The sequence below is a fragment of the Mesorhizobium sp. M1169 genome, from assembly GCF_040318345.1.
GTDB lineage: Bacteria > Pseudomonadota > Alphaproteobacteria > Rhizobiales > Rhizobiaceae > Mesorhizobium.
In genome coordinates, this window is record NZ_JAMYME010000100.1 from 1 (window position 1) to 2,501 (window position 2,501).

At 60.4% G+C, this 2,501-nt stretch carries 2 protein-coding genes and 1 pseudogene; 2 read left to right on the top strand and 1 reads right to left on the bottom strand.

Annotated features, from left to right (window positions below; translation table 11 throughout):
- Positions 1-609 precede the first annotated feature (609 nt).
- Positions 610-1,417: pseudogene (locus NKH41_RS33945) on the top strand (IS5 family transposase); the annotation flags it as partial.
- A gap of 204 nt (positions 1,418-1,621) precedes the next feature.
- A complete protein-coding gene (locus tag NKH41_RS33950; RefSeq protein WP_352935965.1) occupies positions 1,622-2,299 on the top strand; it encodes a transposase in 678 nt (225 codons plus the stop codon).
- A gap of 32 nt (positions 2,300-2,331) precedes the next feature.
- Here the strand turns inward: NKH41_RS33950 and NKH41_RS33955 are convergent.
- Positions 2,332-2,501: PfkB family carbohydrate kinase (locus NKH41_RS33955; RefSeq protein ID WP_352935968.1), on the bottom strand; the 170-nt coding region annotated here is incomplete at its 5' end.

The window sequence follows — 2,501 nt, forward strand, 5'->3', positions numbered from 1 at the left end:
AGAAGCGAGGCCCCGCGAAAGACGTCAAACGCCGGAGAAGCCGCAAGCTCGAAAGCGCTTGACCTCAACGTGCCGAATAGAGAAGCCGATCAGGCCGCGAATCAGATTGTGCCGCTTCATTCTCCTGATCCCATGCTGGGAGGGCTAAAGCCGATCCCGTAGAGAAGCGAGGCCCCGCGAAAGACGTCAAACGCCGGAGAAGCCGCAAGCTCGAAAGCGCTTGACCTCAACGTGCCGAATAGAGAAGTGCTTCAGGACTGCTGCAACCCGGACTTTTTCAACACAATCGGTGTGAAGCAGGCGAAAAGGGCTGCAGTGGCGGCGATTTCATCGAGGAAGGTTTGCGGCGGCGGCAGCGACACCGTTTTCTCGCGTCAGCAAATCCCGCCAAACCATTACCACCCCAATTGCGACCACGATATTCAGGGGCCGTACCGGAACCACGAGGGTCCTTACCAGGCGTGTCTCGCCACGCAAACCACCACCCACAATGGCATGGTGTTTGCCCTTAGAGCCTGACCCGAAACTCGGTTTTGGGGGTGGAAGCGGTTGAGTGGCCCCGTCCGTTGTGATTCGCTTGAGTTGTCTAGACTTGAACGGGATAACGACATGGGTTGGACGGAGACCACCCGCCGGCGATATTGCCGCGCGGGGCAGCGAGATGCAAACGCGTTGACGGACAGGGAATGGGCGTTGCTCGAGCCGTTCCTGCCGGGAACGAAGACAACGGGACGACCGCGGACGACAGAACTTCGGGCGGTCGTGGACGTGCTCCTCTACATCGCCTGGACCGGCTGCCAATGGCGGGCATTGCCGGATCGGTTCCCGCCGGTCTCGACGGTTCAACGCTATTTCTATGCCTGGCGGGACAACGGGCTGTGGAAGATCATCAACTTCCACTTGGTGGCTGCGGCACGCCTGGCGCTTGGTCGCGAGGCGAGCCCGAGCGCCGGTGTCATCGACAGCCAATCGGCAAAGACTACGGACGTTGCCGGTTTGCGCGGTAACGACGTCGGCAAGAAGCTCAAAGGCCGCAAGCGCCATATCATTACTGCCACCGAGGGACACTTGGTCGGGCTGACGGTGCACACGGCCGACATCCAGGAAGGCAGTCGGCGTCATCGCCTCCATTCGACGGCTTTCTCCCTGGTTGCGGCATCTGTTCGCCGACGGCGGCTATGCCGGAGAAAAACTGTCGCAGGCACTGGCCAATCTCGGCACATGGACCATCGAAATCATCAAGCGCTCCGACGCGGCCAAGGGCTTCGAGGTGCTGCCACGACGATGGGTCCTCGAGCGAACTTTCGCCTGGCTGGGACGTTGTCGCCGGCTCACCAAAGACTTCGAGGCGACCATCGCCAGCGCCGAGGCATGGATCTTCATCGCCTCGATCCGCCTCATGCTTCGCCGCATGGCAGCTCCACGTCGTGCGTCGAGTTTCGAGTCAGGCTCTTACAGGCATGCGCAGGACGCGCGAAGCCGCTCAAATCTCCCCAGATGGGTCAGCCATCGAAGACCGGCATCACTTGCCCGTTGAGCGGCTATACGATAATGCTCCGCGCTAAGCAGCAAGCGCCAAAAATTCGAGCGGCGACTTCATTCTCCTATTCAGGAAGGAACTATGAGGCGGCAGACGCGACCATTCACCGTGGAAGTCAAACAAAAGCGCAATTATCAAAAATCCGCACGTTCCATCTGGGGCAATTTCGACATCGCCGCGGCGATGGCCGAGACAACAAAGGAAGTCGAGCCGTTAAATCGTCAGCTTGTTGACTCTACTGTAGTGGCTCTTGATGCTGAACCTTTGCAAAAACCGCGAGTGGAGCATTTCATGGCCAATCCCCTGGAAACCGAGTCGGCAGTAGTTCCTAGCGCACCGGCAGACAAAGCGGAAACGCCAAAACCGAAGACGAGAGCGCGGCGGTCGAGGAAGCCAGAAGCTGAGGCGAGCGCGCCTGCCCGCAAGGAGGGCGCCAAGCCGATATCCGCGACCACTGAAGCACCGCCGTCAGCGCGAACAGGCCGAAAGAGCTACTCCGCGAACGATCGTGCCCAGAAGCTGGCGCAGATCGAGACCTCGATCGGCGGCGGCGCTACTCTCAAGAGCGCGGTGAAGCAAGCCGGCATCTCGGAACAGACATATTATCTTTGGAAGAAGGCGGCGGCGCCGGCGGCGGACAGTGACGGGCTGAAGGATCTCGTCGCGCTCGAGGAAGAAAACAAGCGGCTAAAGAGCCTCCTTGCCGATCGTCTCCGCAAGGAGAATGCGGAACTGAAGAAAAGGCTCGGGCTGGATTAAGGAGGCTGGGCAGCTGGTTCTTGGCTCGCCACCTACAGCAATCCCACCTGCTCCGCCTCTCGGCGCAGATTTTGCCGTGGACTTGGGCCGATTTGCTGGATGACCAGCCCGGCTGCCAGCGAGCCGAGATCGCCGCAATCCTTGAGGCTGCGGCCTTGCGTGTAGCCGTAGAGGAAGCCGGCGGCGTAGAGGTCGCCGGCGC